Annotated in this window: 20 protein-coding genes; 12 read left to right on the top strand and 8 right to left on the bottom strand. The window is 64.4% G+C overall.

Annotation, left to right across the window (positions count from 1 at the left end; translation table 11 throughout):
* The first annotated feature begins 83 nt into the window (after positions 1–83).
* Together GL284_RS03125 and GL284_RS03120 are read left to right on the top strand one after the other, a co-directional pair.
* Entirely contained in the window at positions 84–1,571 is a 1,488-nt protein-coding gene (locus GL284_RS03125) for a KpsE/RkpR family capsule polysaccharide export protein (RefSeq protein WP_230382955.1), read from the top strand.
* Between the two features lie 3 nt (positions 1,572–1,574).
* Positions 1,575–2,252, top strand: a complete 678-nt coding sequence (locus GL284_RS03120; protein WP_155043184.1) for an ABC transporter ATP-binding protein — start codon at positions 1,575–1,577, stop codon at positions 2,250–2,252.
* On the opposite strand, the gene GL284_RS03115 is transcribed toward GL284_RS03120, so the two are convergent.
* Positions 2,249–3,637: a phosphohexomutase domain-containing protein gene (locus GL284_RS03115; protein WP_155043183.1), complete on the bottom strand. Its 1,389-nt coding sequence runs from the start codon at positions 3,635–3,637 to the stop codon at positions 2,249–2,251. The genes GL284_RS03120 and GL284_RS03115 overlap by 4 nt on opposite strands.
* A gap of 147 nt (positions 3,638–3,784) precedes the next feature.
* On the opposite strand from GL284_RS03115, the gene GL284_RS03110 reads away from it, so the two are divergent.
* From GL284_RS03110 to GL284_RS03090, 5 genes are all read left to right on the top strand, one after another.
* Positions 3,785–4,186: a ketosteroid isomerase-related protein gene (locus tag GL284_RS03110; protein ID WP_155043182.1), complete on the top strand. Its 402-nt coding sequence runs from the start codon at positions 3,785–3,787 to the stop codon at positions 4,184–4,186.
* A complete protein-coding gene (locus GL284_RS03105) occupies positions 4,183–4,764 on the top strand; it encodes a GNAT family N-acetyltransferase (protein WP_341870314.1) in 582 nt (193 codons plus the stop codon). The genes GL284_RS03110 and GL284_RS03105 overlap by 4 nt, the downstream gene beginning before the upstream one ends.
* Before the next feature lie 8 nt (positions 4,765–4,772).
* Entirely contained in the window at positions 4,773–5,630 is an 858-nt protein-coding gene (locus GL284_RS03100) for a carbon-nitrogen hydrolase family protein (protein ID WP_341870320.1), read from the top strand.
* A 124-nt stretch (positions 5,631–5,754) separates the two neighbouring features.
* Positions 5,755–6,369 carry a TetR/AcrR family transcriptional regulator gene (locus tag GL284_RS03095; RefSeq protein WP_155043179.1) on the top strand — a complete coding sequence of 205 codons (615 nt, stop codon included), beginning with the start codon at positions 5,755–5,757 and terminating at the stop codon, positions 6,367–6,369.
* A gap of 11 nt (positions 6,370–6,380) precedes the next feature.
* Positions 6,381–6,683, top strand: a complete 303-nt coding sequence (locus GL284_RS03090) for a DnaJ family domain-containing protein (protein ID WP_230382954.1) — start codon at positions 6,381–6,383, stop codon at positions 6,681–6,683.
* Between the two features lie 192 nt (positions 6,684–6,875).
* Here the strand turns inward: GL284_RS03090 and GL284_RS03085 are convergent, their stop codons facing one another.
* A complete protein-coding gene (locus tag GL284_RS03085) occupies positions 6,876–7,322 on the bottom strand; it encodes a hypothetical protein (RefSeq protein WP_155043177.1) in 447 nt (148 codons plus the stop codon).
* A gap of 68 nt (positions 7,323–7,390) precedes the next feature.
* On the bottom strand, positions 7,391–8,845 hold the full coding sequence (locus GL284_RS03080; RefSeq protein WP_155043176.1) for a 2-isopropylmalate synthase: 1,455 nt from the start codon (positions 8,843–8,845) through the stop codon (positions 7,391–7,393).
* 129 nt (positions 8,846–8,974) lie between these two features.
* Between GL284_RS03080 and GL284_RS03075 the strand changes: the two genes are divergently transcribed.
* Entirely contained in the window at positions 8,975–10,645 is a 1,671-nt protein-coding gene (locus tag GL284_RS03075) for an NAD+ synthase (protein ID WP_341870313.1), read from the top strand.
* Positions 10,646–10,866: 221 nt separating this feature from the next.
* Complete coding sequence (locus GL284_RS03070; protein ID WP_230382953.1) at positions 10,867–11,988, top strand: Hint domain-containing protein; 1,122 nt, start codon at positions 10,867–10,869, stop codon at positions 11,986–11,988.
* On the opposite strand, the gene pncB is transcribed toward GL284_RS03070, so the two are convergent.
* Both pncB and pncA read right to left on the bottom strand, forming a co-directional pair.
* On the bottom strand, positions 11,985–13,295 hold the full coding sequence (pncB, locus tag GL284_RS03065) for a nicotinate phosphoribosyltransferase (RefSeq protein WP_155043175.1): 1,311 nt from the start codon (positions 13,293–13,295) through the stop codon (positions 11,985–11,987). The two genes, GL284_RS03070 and pncB, sit on opposite strands and share 4 nt — an antisense overlap.
* Entirely contained in the window at positions 13,292–13,888 is a 597-nt protein-coding gene (gene pncA, locus GL284_RS03060) for a bifunctional nicotinamidase/pyrazinamidase (protein WP_155043174.1), read from the bottom strand. The genes pncB and pncA overlap by 4 nt, the downstream gene beginning before the upstream one ends.
* A gap of 95 nt (positions 13,889–13,983) precedes the next feature.
* On the opposite strand from pncA, the gene trhO reads away from it, so the two are divergent.
* Positions 13,984–14,883, top strand: a complete 900-nt coding sequence (gene trhO / locus GL284_RS03055) for an oxygen-dependent tRNA uridine(34) hydroxylase TrhO (RefSeq protein ID WP_155043279.1) — start codon at positions 13,984–13,986, stop codon at positions 14,881–14,883.
* Between the two features lie 19 nt (positions 14,884–14,902).
* On the opposite strand, the gene GL284_RS03050 is transcribed toward trhO, so the two are convergent.
* From GL284_RS03050 to GL284_RS03040, 3 genes are read right to left on the bottom strand one after another with little or no spacing between them, the layout of a single operon-like run.
* Complete coding sequence (locus GL284_RS03050) at positions 14,903–16,261, bottom strand: oligosaccharide flippase family protein (RefSeq protein ID WP_155043173.1); 1,359 nt, start codon at positions 16,259–16,261, stop codon at positions 14,903–14,905.
* Positions 16,261–17,745, bottom strand: a complete 1,485-nt coding sequence (locus GL284_RS03045) for a GumC family protein (RefSeq protein WP_155043172.1) — start codon at positions 17,743–17,745, stop codon at positions 16,261–16,263. The genes GL284_RS03050 and GL284_RS03045 overlap by 1 nt, the downstream gene beginning before the upstream one ends.
* Before the next feature lie 41 nt (positions 17,746–17,786).
* Entirely contained in the window at positions 17,787–18,497 is a 711-nt protein-coding gene (locus tag GL284_RS03040; RefSeq protein WP_155043171.1) for a P-loop NTPase family protein, read from the bottom strand.
* Positions 18,498–18,697: 200 nt separating this feature from the next.
* On the opposite strand from GL284_RS03040, the gene GL284_RS03035 reads away from it, so the two are divergent.
* A complete protein-coding gene (locus GL284_RS03035) occupies positions 18,698–19,645 on the top strand; it encodes a glycosyltransferase family 2 protein (protein WP_341870312.1) in 948 nt (315 codons plus the stop codon).
* Positions 19,642–20,469 (top strand): glycosyltransferase, encoded by an 828-nt coding sequence (locus tag GL284_RS03030; RefSeq protein ID WP_155043169.1) that lies wholly within the window; start codon positions 19,642–19,644, stop codon positions 20,467–20,469. The genes GL284_RS03035 and GL284_RS03030 overlap by 4 nt, the downstream gene beginning before the upstream one ends.
* The last annotated feature ends 10 nt before the right edge of the window (positions 20,470–20,479 follow it).

The following is a 20,479-nucleotide window of genomic DNA, read 5'->3' as shown; positions in this document are numbered from 1 at the left end:
ATGTGAAAGCAAAGGCTGGTCTTGACGAGCGGCAATATGTAACAAATGCGCCGAAAAGGTAAACCAGCGAAAGCGCCACGGCTTTGAGCAAATCCATCGATCCGACGGGTCAGGCGACCGGGCGATCCGGCCCGACCGGCGCAGCGCAACCGGCGCCTGCCGAAACCCCGTCATCGGGCGACGGCGCGGCGAAGGCTGCGAACACCCGGCCCTTCCCGTCGCAGCCGCGCATTCAGCCGATGCAAAGCACGCCGCGACCCGTGGTCCGGCCGTTTCAGGCGCAGCCCGCATCGCAGGTCACGCAGCCCGTGCAGTCGCAGCCGATCCCGGTCAAGCCCATGCCGCGTCCGGCAGCCCAGCCCGCGCAGCCGCCTGCCACGCGCCCGAATGCGCCCCTGCCTGCACCGCCCCAGCCGCCCGGCCCCGGCGCGGCCGTGCGCCCGACCGTCGCCGTGGCCAATCCGCGCGGCCGCCATTGGCTGCTGCTGGCCAGTTTCCTGCTGCTGGTCGTGCTGCCCAGCATCCTGTGGGCATGGTATCTGTGGAACCGCGCGGCCGACCAATACATCTCGACCGTCGGCTTTTCGGTGCATCGCGAGGATATGAGCCCCGCCATCGACCTGCTGGGCGGCCTTGCGCCCTTGGCGGGCGGCAGTTCGGGCGCCTCGGATACCGATGTGCTTTATGAATATATCCGCAGTCAGGACATGGTCGAAAAGATCGACGCCCAGCTGGATCTGCGGCAGCGCTTTTCGCGCGACTGGCCGCATGATTTCGTCTTCGCCTTCGATCCCGACAGCCATATCGAGGATATGACCGATTACTGGGACCGTCAGGTCAAGGTGTTGTATGACACCTCCAGCGGGCTTATCACGCTGAAAGTCAACGCCTTTACCGCAACCGACGCGCAAGAGATCGCGGCGGCGGTGTTCAAGCAAAGCTCGGACAAGATCAATGAGCTGTCCTCGATCGCGCGGGACGATTCGACACGTCTGGCGCGGGATGAGCTGGAACAGACCCGCAGCGACCTGACGCAGGTGCGCCAGCAGATGACCGAATTCCGGATGCGCACGCAGATCGTCGATCCGCAGGCCGATCTGACCAGCCAGATGGGCGTGATGAGCGGGCTTCAGGCCCAACTGGCCGAGGCGCTGGTGGCCCATGACCTGCTGATGGACAACGCCCGGCCCACCGACCATCGCGTCACGCAGTCGCAGCAGAAAATCGACGCCCTGCGCCGCCTGATCGACAGCGAGCGGCAGAAATTCAGCGCCGATGGTGAAGGCCCGACCGGCCAAAGCTATTCCGCGCTGATGGCCGAATATGAAAAGCTGATGGTCGACCGCGAATTCGCCGAAGGCGCCTATCGCTCGGCCCGGATCGCCTATGAGGCGGCGATGGCCGAGGCGCGGCGCAAGTCGCGCTATCTGGCGGCGCATATCGAACCCAAGGTGGCGCAAAGCTCTCAGGCCCCGAACCGGCCCTGGCTTCTGTTCGTGGTGGCGGGCCTGCTGCTGACCGGCTGGTCGATCCTTGTGCTGGTCTATTACAGCATCCGTGACCGCGCCTGAGCCATGATCCGGCTTGATAACCTGACCAAGATCTATCGCCTGAAGGGGCGGCCGATGCTGGTGGCCGACCGGGTGAACGCGGTCTTTCCCACCGGATCGTCGGTGGCGCTGCTGGGCCGCAACGGCGCGGGCAAGTCCACGCTGTTGAAGATGATCGCGGGCACCGTCTCGCCGTCATCGGGGCGGGTGGTGTCGGATGGCACGATCTCTTGGCCCGTGGGCTTTGCCGGCAGCTTTCACGGCGAACTGACCGGGGCGCAGAACGTCCGTTTCGTCGCCCGCATCTATGGCGTCGATACCGACGAGTTGATTGATTACGTTGCCGAATTCGCCGAACTTGGCGCGCATTATCATCAGCCGGTATCCAGCTATTCGTCGGGCATGAAGTCGCGCCTGGCCATGGGCACCAGCATGGGCATCCATTTCGACACCTATCTGGTCGATGAGGTGACCAGCGTCGGCGATGCCGATTTCCGGCAGAAATCCCAGCGCGTCTTTTCCGAACGCATGAGCAATTCGGGCGCGGTCGTCGTCAGCCACTCGATGCCGATGATCCGGCAGATGTGCGACATGGGCGCGGTGCTGGATCGCGGCAAGCTGACGGTCTTTGACAATCTGGACGAAGCCATCGCCCTGCACGAGGCGATCCTGCGCGTGCCGCCGGACGTGGTGGGCGATTAGGGCGCGGTCAGCAGATTGCCGATCTGTTCCGCGCGCGCCTGCACCATCGCCGCATTCCCCACCGATTCGACATTCAGCCGCACCACGGGTTCGGTGTTCGACCGGCGCAGATTGAAGCGCCAATTGTCGAATTCAAGGCTGATGCCGTCGGTGTCGTCGCGTGACACCGCCTGCGGGCCGAACAGGTTCAGCACCCGCGCGATCGAGGCATCGGGATCCTCCAGCCGGAAGTTGATCTCGCCCGAGGAGGGATAGGCGGCGATGCGTTCCGACAGCAGTTGGCCCAGCGTCTGACCGCTGCGCGAGATCAGCTCGACCACCAGCAGCCACGGGATCATACCGCTGTCGGCATAATGGAAATCGCGGAAATAGTGATGCGCCGACATCTCACCGCCATAGATCGCGCCCGTTTCGCGCATGGCGCGTTTCAGGAAGGCATGCCCGGTGCGCGCCTGCACGGCCTGCCCGCCCGCCTCGGCGATCATGGCGCGGGTATTCATCACCACGCGCGGATCATGGACGATCTTTTCGCCCGGCGATTTTTCCAGAAAGGCCGTCGCCAGCAATCCGACGATGTATTCGCCCGGAATGAAGCGCCCGGTTTCGTCGAAAAAGAAGCAGCGGTCGAAATCGCCATCCCAGGCGACGCCCAGATCCGCGCCGTGCTGACGCACCGCCTCCGAGGTCATCGGCTGGTTTTCCGGCAGCAGCGGGTTCGGGATGCCGTTCGGGAAGCTGGCATCCGGGTCGTGGTTGATGCGGATGAAGCGCAGGGGCGCGCCACGGCGTTCCAGCTCGGCCGCGATGGCGTCGAAGGTCGGGCCCGCCGTGCCATTGCCCGCATTGACCAGCACCGTCAGCGGCTTCAATGCACCAACATCGACAAAATCGGCCAGCGCGCTGGCATAGACGCCGCGCGCTTCGGGAAAGGGCGTGACGCCGCCGATGCGCTCGACCGGCTGGAAGCCACCCACGCGGGCCAGCGCGGCCAGTTCGGCGAATTCCGTGTCAGGGTCCAGAGGTGCTGCCCCTGCGCCGACAAGCTTCATGCCGTTATAGTCGATGGGATTGTGCGAGGCCGTCACCTCGATCCCGCCATCCGCGCCGAAATGGGCAGTGGCGAAATACATCTCTTCGGTGCCGGCCAGCCCCAGATCGCGCACATCCGCGCCGCCTTCGGTCAGGCCCCGGATCAGCGCCGCGGCCAGCGCCGGAGAGCTTTCGCGGCTGTCGCGTCCGACAACGACCATCCGGGCCGCGCGTGTCTGCGCAAAGGCATGGCCGATGCGCCATGCGACATCGACATCCAGTTCGATCCCAAGGCGGCCGCGCACGTCATAGGCCTTGAAGCAGTCGATCTGACGAGGGGGGGTCGCAGGAAGCATCCGGTTCGATTCCTTTGATAATCTGTGTTTCTTGGCTACAGCACCGCACGCGCTTTGGGAATGCCGCATCGCGGCTGCAACCAAGGGTGCAGGTGACGCGCGCCGCCATGCAGGCTAAACCCGTCCCGACAGCACATGAGGATCGCGATGGACACCAAAGACCTGATCTCAGCCTATTACGCCGCTTTCAATGCGGGCCGCACCGATGAGATGCTGACCTATCTGCATGACGACTTTGAACACCATGTCAACGAAGGCCAGATCCGTCGCGGCAAAGAGATGTTTCGCGAATTCAATGCCGGGATGACCCGGAATTACAAGGAATTCCTGAGCGATATCGTGGTTTTCGCCAATGATGCGGGCGACCGGGCGGCGGCGGAATTCGTGGTGAACGGCACTTATCTGAACACGGATGAGGGCCTGCCCGAAGCGCGGGGCCAGACCTATGTGCTGCCCGCAGGCACGTTCTTCACCCTGCGCGACGGCAAGATCGCCCGCGTGACGACCTATTACAATCTGGCGGATTGGACGCGTCAGGTCTCGGCGTGATCCGGACGCGGGTTCTGACGGGCGAATCAGTCGGGGCCGTGCTGGACGATCTGGCCCGGCTGCGCATCGCGGTGTTTCGCGACTGGCCGTATCTCTACGATGGCGATCTGGGATATGAGCGCGACTACCTGACCGCCTATCAGTCGCCCGGCGCGGTCGTCGTCGCGGCTTTTGACGGCAACCGCATGATCGGCGCCGCGACCGGCGCCCCGATGGAGCATCACGCCGCGGATTTTGCCGCAGCCTTCGCCAACCGCCCGGAAAGGCTGGATGAAATCTTTTATTGCGCGGAATCGGTCCTGCTGCCCGAATATCGCAGGCGGGGTCTGGGGCACGCCTTCTTTGACGGTCGCGAGGCGCAGGCCCGCGCCCTTGGCCGCCGGTTCAGCGCCTTTTGCAGCGTGCAGCGTCCCAAGGATCATCCGATGCGTCCGGCGGATTACCGCCCATTGGATGACTTCTGGCGCAAAAGAGGCTATGAGCCGCTTTCCGGTGTGATCGCGGCCTTCGACTGGAAGGATGTGGGCGCGCCGGAATCGACGAAGAAACCGTTGCAATTCTGGATGAAAACGCTGTGACACGCGAAATCAAGATCGCCACCGCCGCTTACAAGTTCAATTGGTTCGAGGATTTTGAAGCCTACCGCGCCAAGCTGACCCGCTGGGTCGAAAAGGCCGCGGATTGCGACCTGCTGGTCTTTCCCGAATATGGCGCGATGGAGCTTGCCTCGCTTGGCGGCCGCGACATCGCCGGCAGCCTTGAAGCCTCTCTGCACGAGGTCGCGCGCCATGAAATCGCCCGCGACACTCTGCATGCCGATCTGGCGGCGGCGCATGGCGTGCATATCCTTGCCGCCTCGGGGCCGCATTTCGGCGATTCCGAGCGTCCGGTGAACCGCGCCGTGCTGTTCGGACCCGACGGCCGCATCGGTCATCAGGACAAGCAGATCATGACCCGGTTCGAGCGTGAGGAATGGGACGTGCGCGGCGCGCCCGGCCTGCGCGTCTTTGACACGCCCGTCGGTCGGCTGGGGATCCTGGTATGCTATGACAGCGAATTCCCCCTGCTGGGCCGCCAACTGGCCGAGGCCGGGGTCGAGATCATTCTTGTGCCGTCCTGCACCGACACCGTGGCGGGCTTCAACCGCGTGCGCATCGGCTCGATGGCGCGCGCGCTGGAAAGCCAGTGCATCGTCGTGCAGTCGCCCACGGTCGGCCTGTGCGACTGGAGCCCCGCCGTCGACGAAAACCGCGGCCGCGCGGCGATCTATGCGCCCTCAGACGGCCATTGGCCCGACAGCGGCATTCTGGCCGAGGGCGAGATGGACCAATGCGGCTGGGTCAAGGCCAAGGTCGATCTGGACAAGATCCGCCAAAGCCGTGAAGACGGCCGCGTCCTGCCCTTCGCCCATTGGCCCGAAAGCGCGGCCAGCGCGGTGATTTAAGCGTTCCGGGGGCGGCGAGACTGCCCCGATCTGGGGCCGAGGGTCGGCTTGGTTGGCAGGGTTCCGCTGGGCTAGAACCAGGCTGTCGCTTGCAAATTCGACGAATCAATCATATGATTGATTCATGGATCAGCCAGAAAAAACCTATCTTGGCACGAACGACCGCCGCACGATGATCGCGGACGCCGCGCGCGCCCTGATCGTTGAAAACGGTTATGCCGCGTTGCGCACGCGTGACGTGGCCGCGCGTGTCGGGATCAATATCTCGACCCTGCATTACCACGTCCAGAACAAGGCGGCGCTGGTGGTGCTGGTGGCGGACACCACGCGCGACGCCTTTCTGGCGCTGCTGCCCCCCGCCGCAGACCCGGCCCGGCCCGCGCGGGCGCAGTTGCGGGCCGAGGCAGAGGCCTATTTTCTTAGCCTGCGGGACCGCCCCGAGCTTGCCGCCTGCTTTGCTCAGCTGATGCAACTGGCCGGTTCCCAGCCCGAGATCGCAACACATCTCGACGGTTTCGCGCAGGGCTGGTGTCAGCGCTATGCCGAGATCCTGGCCATCGGCCGTTCGCAGGGCGTATTCCGCGCCGATCTGCAGCCGCTGGCGGCGGCGCTGGCAATGACCGGGGCGCTGACAGCCTTTGCATCGCGTGGCCCCACGGGGCTGGCGATGTTCTGGCCGGTCTTCGACGAATTGGAACGCGGTTTTCTCATCTCACCGGACAAGGAGCGTGCGCAATGAAATTCTCGGACATGGCCGAGCGGCAGATATTGAAGGCTCAGGCCGAGGGGCAGTTCGACAATCTGAAAGGTGCGGGCAAGCCCTTGGACGTGGATTCTGACGGCAGCGCCGATGCGATCGGTTTTCGGATCATGGCAGAGGCAGGCGCCCTGCCGCGAGAGATCCAGCTACGCAAGGCGGTGGAAGAGCAGACAAGACTTGTGCAGGCCGCGCCCGACGATGCCTCGCGGAAATCTGCGATGAAGAAGCTGATTGACCTGCAGTTGCGGCTGGATATCGAGCAGGAAGCCCGGCGCCGCTTCTACGGCAGCTAGAGCTGCCGGTGGCGCACCCTCGGCTGAAAGGCTGGTTTGGGTCAGAAATCTGACCGAAAGCCGGAACGACCCGCAAGACAATCCCCGCATTCCGGGTTGTTGGCTTAAAGGACCGGGCTGTTTCGTCGCCGTGCAGGACCCTCAACCGCCCCCACAATGTAGGTGTGAGCAATTCCCTCGCGGCAAGGCCAGTTACCCTGATCTGCGGAGCCTGAGCAGCATCAACCCCACGGCTGCTATTGCGCCAAGAAGAACCGCCCCGCCGAACTCGGCCCACGCCAAACGGTAAAAACCGACGAAGAACCGGGCCGCGGCGAACCCAAGGACGATCGCGGTCAAAAGGTTGATGCCCTTGCTGGCGATAAGCCGCGTCGGGATCAGGAACGACACCGCAATGACGCCTAAGAAGACACTGCCAAGAAACAGCCAGTCCAGTCGGGATATTGCGCCAAGCATGTCATGCCCGGGCAGTTCGGCGCGTGCGGTGGCGGCAACATCCGGATTGGGGGACGCGGCACGGTTGATCCAGTCGCTTGCTTGCGCCCGGACATGCTCTTGCATCGGGAATGTCAGGTATTCCAGCAGCACGGCAAGCAGGACCGGCAGCACGAAAAGCAGCGCGTATCTGAACACCATCATGGTCTTTCCCGTCTGACCAAGGCTCTGTCCTGACCATGTTGCGCCAATGGCAACGCCCCCCGCCATCGTCAGGGTGCCGGAGCCTGCGGCGTATCCTCGGGCTCTGCGGGCATCGCGCCTTCGGGCGGGGCAGCGCTTGTCGCGTCCGAGGCCAGGCTGTTGTCGTTCCACTCGCCCTCGGCCGCCTGCCCGGTCGCATAGCGCATGACGCCCGCACCCTGCCGCTTTCCGGCGACGAAATGCCCGGTATAGACATCGCCATTGGCATAGGTCGCGACGCCCTCGCCGTCGATCTCTCCGCCCGACCAGCCGCCTTCATAGCGAAAACCATCCGGCGCGATCAGGCGGCCCCGGCCATGGCGCAGGCCGTCCACGAAGGATCCGTCATAGGTCGTGCCATCGGCATAGGTCGCCTGCCCCTGCCCGTGGCGCTGCCCGTCGCGCCATGCGCCGTTATAGACATAGCCATCGGGATAGGTCATGCGGCCCTGCCCTTCGTTGCGGCCACGGCGAAAGGCCCCCTCATAGGTCATGCCATTGGCGTATTTCGCCACGCCCTGCCCTTCGATCACGCCCGCCAGCCAATCACCGTCATAGCGCGAGCCATCGGGATAGGTGATCAGGCCCTTGCCCTCGGGCATGTCGTTTTTCAGCGCGCCTTCATAGACCGAGCCATCGGGATAGGTGATGCGGCCCAGCCCCTCCATGCGGCCATCGACCCAATCGCCCGCATAGACATAGCCATCCGTGCCGGTGAACGTGCCTTGCCCGGCGCGGCGGTCGGCGCGGAAATCGCCGTCATAGCGGTCGCCATTGGCATAGATCGCCAACCCACGGCCTTCGCGGCGGCCATTGGCAAAGCGCCCCTCATAGCTGTCGCCCGAGGGCTGGACCAGCTTGCCCTGCCCCGCCATCTGCCCGGCCGCCCAGCCGCCCTCATAGGTCAGCCCGTCCGCCATGGTCAGCTTGCCGGTGCCTGCGCGCTGATTGGCCTGCATCTCGCCATCATAGACCGAGCCGTCGGGATAGGTGATCTTGCCCCGGCCTTCCTTGACGCCCTGCACCCACGCGCCTTCGTAGCGATAGCCATTTTCCTGCGTCAGCACGCCCTGCCCATCATGCAGCGCATTCAGAAAACCGCCGGTATAGGCCGAGCCATTGGCGTAATGCGCCACGCCCTGCCCGGTGATCTGGCCGTCTTTCCAGTCGCCCTCATAGGTGCCGCCATCGGCATAGGTGATCTTGCCTTTGCCATGCGGCTTGCCTGCGGTGAACGCGCCTTCATAGACCGAGCCGTTGGGAAAGGTGGCGATGCCCTGACCCAGAATCTGCCCCTCGACCCAATCGCCGGTATATTCATAGCCCGAAGGCAGCCGATAGGTGCCGCGCCCATGCTGCTTGCCGTTGCGGAACGTGCCTTCATAGACGCCGCCATCGTCATATTGCTTGGTGACGACGCCCTGGGCCCCGGCCATGCCGGCCCCGGCCAGAACCATCGCGCAAGCCATCACTGCTGCCTTCATCGCCCTGCCCCTTCGTCACCTGCCTGTTTTGCCCGAGGTTTACCTGATGCCTCTGCGCCACGCAAAGCCCGACTTTCCCTTTCCGCCCGCCTCGCCTATCAACGGGGCGACACCGTGAAGGAGCATGACGTGGCTGACACATTCCGCATCACCCTTGGACAGTTGAACCCCACGGTCGGCGATCTGCCCGGCAATGCGGCGAAAGCCCGCGCGGCCTGGGAACAGGCGCGGCAGGCTGGCGCCGATATGCTGGCGCTGCCCGAAATGTTCATCACCGGCTATCAGACGCAGGATCTGGTGCTGAAAGCCGCCTTCACCGAAGACGCCATGGCCCAGATCGAGACGCTGGCCGCCGAATGCGCCGACGGCCCCGCCATCGGCATCGGCGGGCCCTATGCCACCCAAGGCAAGCTTTACAATGCGTGGTGGATCCTGCAGGGCGGCAAGGTCGTCACGCGCGTGCTGAAACACGATCTGCCGCACAAGCAGCTTTTCGACGAATTGCGCCTGTTCGATCAAGGCCCGCTCAGCGGCCCCTATTCGATCAACGGCATCCGCATCGGCAGCCCGATCTGCGAAGACGCATGGTGGCCGGAAGTGTCCGAAACGCTGGCCGAGACCGGGGCGGAAATCCTGCTGATCCCGAATGGCAGCCCCTATCACCGCAACAAGCTGGACCTGCGGATGGGCCATCTGGTCGCACGGGTGGTCGAGACCGGGTTGCCTGCGGTCTATCTGAACTCGGTCGGCGGGCAGGACGACCAGCTATATGACGGCGCGACCTTCGTTCTGAACCCCGGCGCGACGGGCGGCGCGGACAAGGTGCTGCAACTGGCGCCGTTCGACGAGATCATCGAGCATCTGGATTTCATCCGCACCGCGGATGGCTGGCGCGCAGTGCCGGGCCGCATGGACCCGCAGCCCGACGAATGGGAACAGGATTACCGCGCGATGACCGAGGGGCTGCGCGACTATATGCGCAAATCCGGCTTTAAGAAGGTGGTGCTGGGCATGTCGGGCGGCATCGACAGCGCGCTGGTCGCCACCATCGCCAGCGACGCCATCGGACCGGAAAACGTGCGCTGCGTCATGCTGCCTAGCGAATACACCTCGCAGACCAGTCTGGATGACGCCGCCGATTGCGCCACCCGGCTGGGCGCCCGGCTGGATACCGTGCAGATCGAGGGCGCGCGGGATGCGGTGGGCGATGCGCTGGCGCATCTAATGGCCGGCACCAAACCCGACACGACCGAAGAAAACATCCAGTCCCGCCTGCGCGGCGTCATGCTGATGGCGATTTCCAACAAGTTCGGAGAGTTGCTGCTGACCACCGGCAACAAGTCCGAGGTCGCGGTCGGCTATGCCACGATCTATGGCGACATGGCGGGCGGCTATAATCCGATCAAGGATCTGTACAAGACCCGCGTGTTCCAGACCTGCCGCTGGCGCAACGCCCATCACCGCGACTGGATGCAGGGCCGTCCCGGCGAGGTGATCCCGCCGCGCATCATCTCGAAACCGCCCTCGGCCGAGTTGCGTCCGGACCAGAAGGACGAAGACAGCCTGCCCCCCTATGAGGTGCTGGACGCCATTCTTGAAGGCCTGGTCGAAAAAGATCTGGCGCTGAAGGATCTGGTCGCGCAGGGCTTTGACGCCGAGACCGTCAAACGGGTCGAGACGCTGCTGTATGGCAGCGAATGGAAACGCTATCAGGCCGCGCCCGGACCGCGTATTTCCACGAAGGCCTTCTGGCTGGATCGGCGCTATCCTTTGGTCAACCGCTGGCGCGACCAGCTTTAACACAGGTTAAAGCGCGGATTTGACGCGTTTTTTCACGAGATGCGATTAGGCGGATGGGCCGATGCGGGGTATATTTCCCCCATCGGCCCGGTTCTTTTGACGCCGGGCATTCCACAGCAATCATCGGGCCCGTCCCATGGCTTGCCGCATTGCGGGCAGGCTTTGGCCGCGCCTGACAAAGGATGCCCGCCGGATCGCCTCCGCGCGGCAGGAGAAGGGTCATGGCAAAGGAAATCGGCATCCGGGCAATCTCGCTGGGTCGTCACGCCGAACTGGATACGGATGAAAACACGATCGGCTCGGAACACGCCGCCGATCTGGTCGGCAGCACCTATGGCAGCGCGAATGCGCCGCTGGCCAACAACATCAGCAAGCTGACGCTGAATGACGGCAATTCGGACGGGTCGATCGCCTTTGGCAATCACAGCGTCGGCAAGGAATACATGGTGTTTGACGGCACCAGCCACGCCATCGACGGCGGCACGCTGTACTGGGGCGATGTCACCTATATGGATGGCAGCTCCAGTTCGCATGTGCCGCTGCGCATTCTTCAGGACGGCGACGGCAACCTGTTCATGGTGCCGCCGCCCGCCGACGCGACGCAGGCCGAAATCGCCGCCGTCACCCACAAGCCGATTGCCTCGATCCACATCACCGGGGTCAAGCAGAACAATTTCAACGCGCTGTCGGTTAACCGCTATGGTCTGGCGGATGCGCCGGTGTTCCTGTGCTTCCGCAACGGCACGCTGATCCGCACCGCCGACGGCCAGCGTCAGGTCGAGGATCTGCGGCCCGGCGATCTGGTCATGACCCGCGACAACGGCCCGCAGCCGGTGCGCTGGATCGGGGCGAAGCCGCTGGGCGGCGCTGTGCTTGCGGCATTCCCGCAGCTGCGCCCGATCCGCATCCGCGCCGGGGCTTTGGGGGTCGGCCTGCCCACGCGCGATCTGTATGTCTCGCCGCAGCATCGCGTGCTGGTCACCTCGAAAATCGCCGAGCGGATGTTTGGCAAGCCCGAGGTGCTGGTGGCGGCGAAATGTCTGGTCGGGCTGAACGGCATCGACATCGACGACAGCGATCAGGATCTGGTCTATCTGCATATCCTGTTCGACCGGCATGAGATCGTGATGTCCGAAGGCGCACAGACGGAATCGCTGTTTACCGGCCCCGAGGCGCTGAAAGCCGCCGGACCCGAGGCGCGGGCCGAGCTTCTGGCGCTGTTTCCCGACCTGCTGCGCGACGACCTGCCCGCACAGCCGGTGCGCCAGATCGGCCAGACACGCCGCGCGCATCAGCTTGCGCAGCGCCACAAGGCCAACGGGCAGGCATTGCAGTCGGTCTAGACGACCACTTCCATGCGCTGCTGCTGGCCCACGCCGAAGACGCGGCGATAGCGTTCGATCATGTCGCGCGGGCCGGTGGCCTTTTCGGGATTGTCCGACAGCTTCACTGTCGGGCGTCCCTCGGCCGCGACCGCCTTGCAGACCAGCGAAAACGGCGCCAGCCCGTCGCTGGGCACAAGGCCGCGGAAATCGTTGGTCAGCAGCGTGCCCCAGCCGAAACTGACCTTGACCCGGCCAGTGAAGCGCAAGAACAGCTCCTTGATCTTGGCGACATCCAGACCGTCGGAAAAGATGATCAGCTTTTCGCGCGGATCCTCGCCCCGGCTTTGCCACCATTCGATCGCGGCCTCGGCCCCTTCGGCGGGGTCGCCGCTGTCGATGCGGATGCCGGTCCAGCCCGCCAGCCAATCCGGCGCCTTGGCCAGAAACTGCTTCGTGCCATAGGTGTCGGGCAGGATCATGCGCAGATTGCCGTCATGTTCCTCATGCCAGTCGGCCAGCACGCGATAGGGTGCTTCGCGCAATTCGGCATCGGTTTCGGCAAGCGCGGCATAGACCATCGGCAATTCATGGGCATTGGTGCCGATCGCCTCGATATCGCGGCGCATGGCGATCAGGCAGTTCGAGGTGCCGGCAAACACCTTGTCGCCCAGCCCTTCGATCATGGCCTGCACGCACCAGTCCTGCCACAGAAAGCTGTGCCGCCGCCGCGTGCCGAAATCGGCGATCCGCAGGTTCGGGCCTAGCTCGCGCAGGGCTTCGACCTTTTCCCACAGGCGGGTCATGCCGCGGGCATACAGCACCTGCAGTTCAAACCGCCCCATATCCTTCAGCACAGCGCGAGAGCGCAGTTCCATGATGACGGCAAGGGCGGGGATTTCCCACAGCATCACCTCGGGCCATTTGCCCTCGAAGGTCAGCTCATACTGACCATCGCGCTTTTCCAGATGATAGGCAGGCAGGCGCAGGTTTTCCAGAAACTCCATGAAGTCCGGGCGGAACATCTGGCGCTTGCCATAGAAGGTATTGCCGCGCAGCCATGTGCTTTCGCCCCGCGTCAGCGACAGGCCGCGCACATGATCCAGCTGTTCGCGCAATTCGCTTTCGTCGATCAGCTCGGCCAACCGGATCTTGGATGAGCGGTTGATCAGGCTGAAGGTCACATTGGTGTCGGGCCGGTTGCGAAACACCGACTGGCACATCAGCAGCTTGTAGAAATCCGTATCGATCAGCGACCGCACGATCGGGTCGATCTTCCATTTGTGGTTATAGACCCGCGTCGCGATGTCGATGGTCGCCCCGGTCATATCAGCTGAACCCCCGCCTCGATCATGCTGCTGCGCGCGGCATCGCGCGAGCCGTTCAGATCAATGGCGCGCGTCGCGCTTTCGATCACCGAGACGCTGAAGCCCAGCCGCGCCGCATCGACGGCCGACCATGTCACGCAGAAATCATAGGCCAGACCGACGAAATACAGATCCTCCAGGTAACGCTCGCGCAGATACCCGGCCAGGCCGGTGGGCGTCTTGTAGTCATTTTCGAAAAAGGTCGAATAGCTGTCGATCTGCGGACGAAAGCCCTTGCGAATGATGGTCGCCGCATGGCTGGTATCCAGATCGGGATGGAACTGCGCGCCGGGCGATCCGATGACGCAATGCGTGGGCCACAGCACCTGCGGGCCATAGCTCATCTGCGTCATCGAAAACGGCGCGGCGCCGGGATGGTTCTCGGCAAAGCTGGAATGGTCGGCGGGATGCCAGTCCTGCGTCAGCACGACATTGTCGAAGTCCTGCATCATCTGGTTGATCGGCGCAATGATCTGGTCGCCGCCCTCGACGGCAAGCCGTCCGCCGGGGCAGAAATCCACCTGAATGTCGACAACGATCAAAGTTCTGGCCATCTGCGTCTCCCTTACAAGGCAAGTGGTAGGCGGCAGGGGATAGGGCGTCAATGCCGCGCTTGAACACGCCGCCGCATGAGCCTATTTCGCGCAACATGCTGATCGTCGCCGCGCTTTATCATTTCACCCGCCTGCCCGACCCTGCCGCCGTGCAAGGGCCGCTGGCGAAGCTGTGCTGTTCCCTGGGTGTGCGCGGCACGCTGTTGCTGGCCCCCGAGGGCATCAACGGCACCATTGCCGGACCGCGCGACGCCATCGACGCGGTTCTGGCGCATCTGCGTGCCCTGCCCGGTTGCGCAGATCTGGACTGGAAGGAAAGCGGCGCCGAGACGATGCCCTTTGGCCGCATGAAGGTGCGGCTGAAACGCGAGATCGTCACCATGGGCCAGCCCGATGTGGATCCCAGTGCCTCGGTCGGGCAATATGTCGCGGCGCGGGACTGGAATGCGCTGATCAGCGCGCCCGATGTCGCCGTCATCGACACCCGCAATGATTACGAGGTCGAAATCGGCAGCTTCGCCGGGGCCGTCGATCCGCAGACCCGGACCTTTCGCGACTTTCCCGCATGGTGGGCGCAGAACGCGCATCGCTTTGAAGGCAAGCGCATCGCCATGTTCTGCACCGGCGGCATCCGCTGCGAGAAATCGACCAATTACCTGATATCGCAGGGCGTTTCGGATGTGTTTCATCTGAAGGGCGGCATCCTGAAATACCTTGAGGACGTGCCCGAGGCGGACAGCCTGTGGCAGGGGGAATGCTTCGTCTTCGACAAGCGTGTCAGTCTGGGTCACGGGCTGACGCAGGGGCGCCACGGGCTGTGCCACGCCTGCCGCCGCCCACTGGCTCCGGAAGATCGCGCACGCCCGGAATATGAAGAGGGCGTCAGTTGCCATCGCTGCCATGCGGATTACAGCGACGCCGACCGCGACCGCTTCCGCGAACGCCAGCGGCAGGCGGATCGCGGCGAATGCTTCGGCGGCCCGGACCTGCCCTGACCCCGCGCGGCGCTGCACCTTAGTGCAGCAGCGCCGCGGCGACGACCTCGCCATGCATCGTCAGCGCCAGTGCGGCTCCAAGCACCGCGACGATGGCGGCAACGATGTCGTGGCGTGGATCCCAGGCCTTGTGCCGGCGCGCCGTCCATGCCGATACCGGATAGCAGAAGATATGCGCCAGCGCCTGCGCCAGCAGCAGCCCCGTCAGACCGCCCAACCATGCCCCGATCATCACGAGGCTGAAATAGATCAGCGCCCGGCTGGACTGCATCACGAAAAAGCCACGCGAATCGCCTGCGGCAAGGGCCGCCGTCTCATAGCTCAGCGGCACGACCAGCAGCATCTGGATGCAGGCGATGGCCACAAGGATGCCCCCCGCGCGATGGTATCGGTCATCGTAAAGCTGATCGACCAGCCACGGCCCGACCAGCGCCAGCGTGATCGCGGCGAACATCAGCAGCGCCGTGAACCCGGCCCGTGTCCGCTGCATCGTCCGCCGGTTGTGATCGCTTTCGCCCGGAGGGTGCTCTCGATACATCGGGATGAACAGCCGCCCGGCAATGGCCGTGCCCAGAAGGCCCGGCACCGTCGCAAGGAACAACCCGATATTGTAGATCCCCAGATGGTCCAGCGTCAGGACGCGGCCAAGAATGATCCGGTCGCCCTGAAACAGCAGGAAGCCGCAGATCGTGCTGAAAAAGATCCACTTGCCGAACTTGACGATTTCGTCGCGCGCTGCCTTTTCCATGCCGAACCGGTCGATATGGCCGGGCAGCATATAGTGAAACAGCGCAAGCTGGACGAACGCGCCCAGCACCTGCCCCCAGACCAGCGCCCAGACACTTTGCAGGATCAGCGCCGCCGCAATGGTGATCAGGATGCCGATCAACTGGTTGGCCAGTTCGATCATGGTCAGGCGGCCGACCTGCAGGTGGCGCGCCGCCGTGTCGATGCGGGTCGGGAAGAACCCGCCGATCAGCATCGAGGTCGCCGCAGCCGGAAACACCCATGCAAAGGCGGGGGCGTCATAGAACACCGCCAGCGGCCATGCCAAGACGCAGGCCGTCGCAAAAATGATGAAGCCGCGCACGACCTTGATCGTCCATGCGGTGTTCAGAAACGCCGGATCGTCGCCGCGCTTGCTTTGCATGATCGAGGGGCCCAGCCCCATGTCGCTGAACATGTTCAGCCCGATCAGGAAGCTGGAGACCAGCGCCATCAGCCCGAAATCATCCGGGCTCAGCAAGCGCGTCAGCACAAGGTTCGAGGCCAGGCGCATGATCTGCCCGCCCCCGAAATTCGCCATCGACCAAGCGCCGCTGCCCAAAGCGCGCGAGGCGAAGCTTTTGCGCGGTGCCTCGGCCCCCTCGCCGCTCATCAGCCGATCCCCTGACTGGGATCGGGAACCACGGCGGGCGATTGCAGGCCGGGGATGCTGCCCATCAGCCACAGCGCGACAAAGATCCCTACCGCCAGCAGCACCGCGACATAGATGTATTTAAGCCTGCGGTTGCGCATCTCGCGCGCGGTCGGCAGATAGGGCAGCGCGATGACGGGCCGGGTGCCCGTGGCGCGCGCGAATTGTTCGGTCCGGCGCAGCACGGGGCGCATCAGCTCCAGCAACAATGCGATGCCGAAGGCCAGCGCAAAGCTGCCGCCCGCCCCCAGCACCGCGCTTTTCTTGCGGTTCGACAGCGCCGGATATTCCGGCGGCAAGGCGCGTTCCAGCATGACGAAGCGTTCCGCCTGATCGTTGTCCATCAGCATCTGCTGGGTTTCGACACTGGCAAGCTGGCGCGAGATTTCGTTATAGCGGTCCTGCAGGCGGCGCTGCTGGCGGGTCATGTTCTCCAGATCGCGCGCGACCTGCGGCGCACGGCTGCGGGCGCGTTCGATTTCCTGAATCCGGCTTTGCAGGGCGGTGCGCTGCGCAGCAAGCTGGTCCTGCTGGCGGTCGATCAGCGCCGCCTGGCGCAAGCCCAGATCCGAGGTGCTTTCATCACCGGAATTCAGCCGGGCAAGGTTGTCTTCCAGACGTTTGATCTCGGGGTGGCCTGCGGCAAGGGTGCGGCGGGCCTGCGCCAGCTCGATCTCGGCGGTGCGGATCTGCTGGACCAGCGTGGCCGAGGGGCGGGCATCGGCGCCGACCGGCGTTTCCTCCAGCGCCAAGCGGTCGCGCTGCAGGCCCATGATGTCGCGTTCCAGCGCGTTGACCGAGGCATTCAGCTGCGCCAGTTCCGTTTGCAGATATTCCTGCGCGGCGGGCAGCGCGTCTTCGTAACGGGCGGTGAAATCCGCCATCGTGCGGTCCTGTTCGGCCAGCGATTCGCCCAGCCGGTTCTCTTCGCTCGTCAGATAGTCGCGCGTCTCGACGATGCGGGCGGCGCGGTTTTCGCGGTCGCGGTTCACCACGCTGTTGGCAAAATCATTGGCGATGGCTGCGGCGGTTTCGGCGGTTTCGGCGCGCGCGCTGATGACGATGGCCGCCAGCGACATGCTGGAATCCGCGGACACGCCGGGGGCCTGAATGCTTTCGATCCGGATCGAACTGCGCAGCGCGCCGATCTTGTCGGTTTCGCTCATGCCGGGGCTGTCGGCAAACAGCTTCAGCCGCTCGATCACGTCCAGAATGTTCGACCGCGCGGTCAGCCGCTGTTCGATCAGCTGCACCCTGCGCGAGGCCGGAAGCGATGAATCGCTGCCCTGACTGATGGCTGCAGGCGTATCGACCTGAATGACCGCCGAGGATTCATAGATCCGAGGCGACGAAATGATCAGATACAAGGAAGTCAGAATACCGAAGACCATGATCGTCATGATCAGCGGCAGCCGCCGCCGGATCATCGAGATCAGGTCTTGCAAGGATTGTATCGGTCCCAAAACTCATTAATCCTGTGTGCGCATCAATCTTCGGATTTGTTCAGGACGACGCCCATGACCGGCGGCATTCCGTTCAGCAAGCGTTCGGCCTGCGTCATATGTGCCGCCGTGCCGTTGCGCCCGTCCGCGACCAGCAGGATGGCGTCGGCCAGCGGGATCGCCGCCAGCGCCGCATCCTCGCTGAGCAGCGATGCGTTATCCATGATGATAATCGTGTTGCTTTCAAGATCGCCCAGCTTGGCCAGCTCGGCGGCATAAACCTCGTCCTGCAAGAATTCGGCGGCGTCATGTTCCGGCTGTTCCGGGGCCAGAACGGACAGATTCGGTGCTTCTTCGACCGTGCTCAGCAGATCGGCCAGCGGCTGGCCCAGACGCAGCGCCTCGGCCACGGGTTCGCAGCCCGGCACGCCCAGTTCGCGGGCGACGTTGGGGCGGCCCAGATCCATGTCCATCAGCACGACCTTGGTGTGCTGCTGGCGTGCCAGCGCAAGCGCCAGATGCACCGCCACATAGGTTCCGCCCGCGTCGTTCGTCAGCGGCACGATGGCCAGCTTGTGCCAGCCGCGACTGCGCATTTCCCGCAAGATCCGGGTGCGCAGGATCGAAAAGCGCTGTGCGATGATTTCGGCATGGCCGGCATCCGAGGCAGTCCGCGCAGCCTCGCGCCGGATGAAGCGGCTGGAGACCTGCTTGCGCGTCGAACCGTCGGGCGCAACCTTGCCCGCCGGCGTCATGTCCGGTGTCTTTCCTGTGTCGGCCTGCAAACCTGTGGCCCCTCTGCCTCTGGTGGAACTTGGACAGCGAAGAACCAGCCGCGGGCCGATGACTTTGCCGATATGCGCATGGTAACGTCCGACGCATGAGTGCGACAACTGAAAACACGCCAGATCACGATAATGCAAAGCAAATCACCGCGGCGTTTTCGCCACAGCAGGTGACTGCCATCGCTATTGGCCGCAATGAGGGCGAGCGTCTGATCCGCTGCCTGCAATCGCTTCTGCCGCAGGTGGGGCGGGTGATCTTTGTCGATTCGGGATCAACCGACGGTAGCGCCGAGCGCGCCGCCGAGATGGGGGCCGAAGTCGTGCAACTGGACATGTCCAAGCCCTTCACCGCCGCCCGCGCCCGCAACGCAGGCTTTGCCAAGGTAAGCGACGGCGAATTCGTGCAATTCGTCGATGGCGATTGCGAGGTGGAATCGGGCTGGATCGCCACCGCGCTTGCCGCGATGGCCGCAGATCCCAGACTGGCGATCACCGCCGGACGAAGACGCGAGCGTCACCCCGAGGCGTCGATCTATAACCGGCTTTGCGATGCGGAATGGGACACGCCCATCGGTCCCGCGCAGGCGGTCGGCGGCGACATGCTGGTGCGCCGCGCCGCCCTGCAGCAGATCGGCGGCTTCGACCCCACCCTGATCGCGGGCGAGGAACCCGAAATGTGCCTGCGCATGTCCCGCGCCGGATGGTCGATCCGCAGGCTGGACGCGCCGATGACGATCCACGATGCCGCCATGACGCGCTATGGCCAATGGGCGCGCCGCTCGCGACGGGCGGGCCATGCCTTTGCCGAGGTCTCGTGGCGCTATCGCGACGGGCCCGAACGCTTCTGGCAGCGCGAGACGAAACGCTCGGTCATCTGGGCCATCGCGCTGCCCGTGCTGATCGTGCTGGCGGCAACCGTGACGCCTTGGGCGTGGTGGCTGCTGTGGGCCTATCCGGTGCAGATCGCCCGCATGGCCCTGCGCGATCCCGACCGCAAGGACCGCTGGCCGCGTGCCTTCTATACCATGTTCGGCAAGTTCCCCGAAGCGCGGGGCGTGCTGGAATTCCACCTGCGCCGTCTGATGGGCCGCCGTTCGGGACTGATCGAATACAAATGACGCCTTGCAGCATCCTGATCCCCGCCCATGACGAGGCCGATTACATCGACGGCTGTCTGGATAACGTCCTGTCGCAGGATTACGCCGGCCCGGTTCAGGTCATCGTCATCGCCAATGGCTGCCATGACGACACCGCCGCCCGCGCCCGCGCCCGTGCGGGCGATTTCGCCGCGCGCGGCTGGGTGCTTCAGGTCGAGGAACTGGCGCAGGGCGGCAAGATCGGCGCGCTGAACCATGGCGATGCCTGCGCCGGTCCCGGCATCCGCGTCTATCTGGACGCCGATCTGCGCATGTCGCCGCGCCTCTTGTCGCGCATGGTCGAGGTGCTGGACGTGCCCGAGCCGCGCTATGCGGGCGGCAGGCTGGTCGTGGCTCCGGCGAAAAGCTGGGTCTCGCGCACCTATGCCCGCTTCTGGCAGAAACTGCCCTTTGTCGCCGATACCGTGACCGGCGCGGGGCAATACGGCGTCAACCCCGCAGGCCGCGCCCGTTGGGGGGAGTTTCCGCAGATCATCTCGGACGATACCTTCGCGCGGCTGCAATTCACCGAGGCCGAGCGGGTGCTGATCGACGAACCCTTTGTCTGGCCCATCGTCGAGGGGTTCCAGACGCTGGTGCGGGTCCGCCGCCGTCAGGATACCGGCGTCACCGAACTGGCGCGGCTATATCCCGACCTGATGCAGCATCAGGGCCATGTGCGCCCAAGCCGCGGCCAGTTGGCACGGCTTGCGCTGGCCGATCCGATCGGCTTTGCCACCTATGCCGCGGTGGCGGTGGCCGTGCGTCTGGGCCGCAACGATCAGGAATGGGCGCGCGGGCGCTAGGGCCCGCCCA

This window comes from Paracoccus shanxieyensis, from assembly GCF_009711265.1.
GTDB classification, from domain to species: domain Bacteria; phylum Pseudomonadota; class Alphaproteobacteria; order Rhodobacterales; family Rhodobacteraceae; genus Paracoccus; species Paracoccus shanxieyensis.
Note: the sequence above shows the minus strand (reverse complement) of the source record. Positions and strands in the feature narration are given on the sequence as shown.

Bases quoted from the DNA above. Each gene is read 5' to 3' on its own strand.
- GL284_RS03110 (WP_155043182.1), top strand. From the start codon at position 3,785: ATGGACACCAAAGACCTGATCTCAGCCTATTACGCCGCTTTCAATGCG.
- GL284_RS03085 (WP_155043177.1), bottom strand. From the start codon at position 7,322: ATGATGGTGTTCAGATACGCGCTGCTTTTCGTGCTGCCGGTCCTGCTT.
- GL284_RS03120 (WP_155043184.1), top strand. From the start codon at position 1,575: ATGATCCGGCTTGATAACCTGACCAAGATCTATCGCCTGAAGGGGCGG.
- GL284_RS03040 (WP_155043171.1), bottom strand. From the start codon at position 18,497: ATGACGCCGGCGGGCAAGGTTGCGCCCGACGGTTCGACGCGCAAGCAG.
- pncA (WP_155043174.1), bottom strand. From the start codon at position 13,888: ATGGCCAGAACTTTGATCGTTGTCGACATTCAGGTGGATTTCTGCCCC.
- GL284_RS03095 (WP_155043179.1), top strand. From the start codon at position 5,755: ATGGATCAGCCAGAAAAAACCTATCTTGGCACGAACGACCGCCGCACG.
- GL284_RS03115 (WP_155043183.1), bottom strand. From the start codon at position 3,637: ATGCTTCCTGCGACCCCCCCTCGTCAGATCGACTGCTTCAAGGCCTAT.
- GL284_RS03070 (WP_230382953.1), top strand. From the start codon at position 10,867: ATGGCAAAGGAAATCGGCATCCGGGCAATCTCGCTGGGTCGTCACGCC.
- GL284_RS03050 (WP_155043173.1), bottom strand. From the start codon at position 16,261: ATGAGCGGCGAGGGGGCCGAGGCACCGCGCAAAAGCTTCGCCTCGCGC.
- GL284_RS03080 (WP_155043176.1), bottom strand. From the start codon at position 8,845: ATGAAGGCAGCAGTGATGGCTTGCGCGATGGTTCTGGCCGGGGCCGGC.
- pncB (WP_155043175.1), bottom strand. From the start codon at position 13,295: ATGACCGGGGCGACCATCGACATCGCGACGCGGGTCTATAACCACAAA.
- trhO (WP_155043279.1), top strand. From the start codon at position 13,984: ATGCTGATCGTCGCCGCGCTTTATCATTTCACCCGCCTGCCCGACCCT.
- GL284_RS03030 (WP_155043169.1), top strand. From the start codon at position 19,642: ATGACGCCTTGCAGCATCCTGATCCCCGCCCATGACGAGGCCGATTAC.
- GL284_RS03090 (WP_230382954.1), top strand. From the start codon at position 6,381: ATGGCCGAGCGGCAGATATTGAAGGCTCAGGCCGAGGGGCAGTTCGAC.